At 58.2% G+C, this 397-nt stretch carries 1 protein-coding gene; it reads left to right on the top strand.

Features of this window, described 5'->3' with window-relative positions; all coding sequences use genetic code 11:
• Positions 1-61: 61 nt before the first annotated feature.
• On the top strand, positions 62-397 hold a 336-nt coding region (locus AC5ZG1_RS44615; protein ID WP_496136602.1), incomplete at its 3' end, for a CYTH domain-containing protein.

Consider the following 397-nt stretch of genomic DNA (forward strand, 5'->3'; position numbering starts at 1 on the left):
GGGTATGAAATGCCTGGAAATTGGTCTACCGTGCGGCAATCGTCACAAAAGGTTCACTGATATGGCGAAAGAGATCGAGCGGAAGTTTCTCGTACGCAGCGATGGATGGCGTTCCGCCGTCGAGACCAAGTCTGTCCTCAGGCAGGGTTACCTTGCCTCGATGGACGACCGTTCCGTCCGGGTCCGCATCCTCGACAGCAGGAAAGCGAGACTGACGATCAAGATCGGTCGCAGCGCCATCACCCGCGACGAATTCGAATACGATATTCCCGTCGCCGATGCCGAAGAGCTTTTGCAGAACGCGATCGGCATCGTCATCGAGAAAACCCGCTACCGCGTTCCCCATGAGGGCTTCGTCTGGGAGGTCGACGTCTTTGCCGGCGAGCATCGCGGGCTG

It is taken from the genome of Bradyrhizobium sp. Leo78, assembly GCF_059512425.1.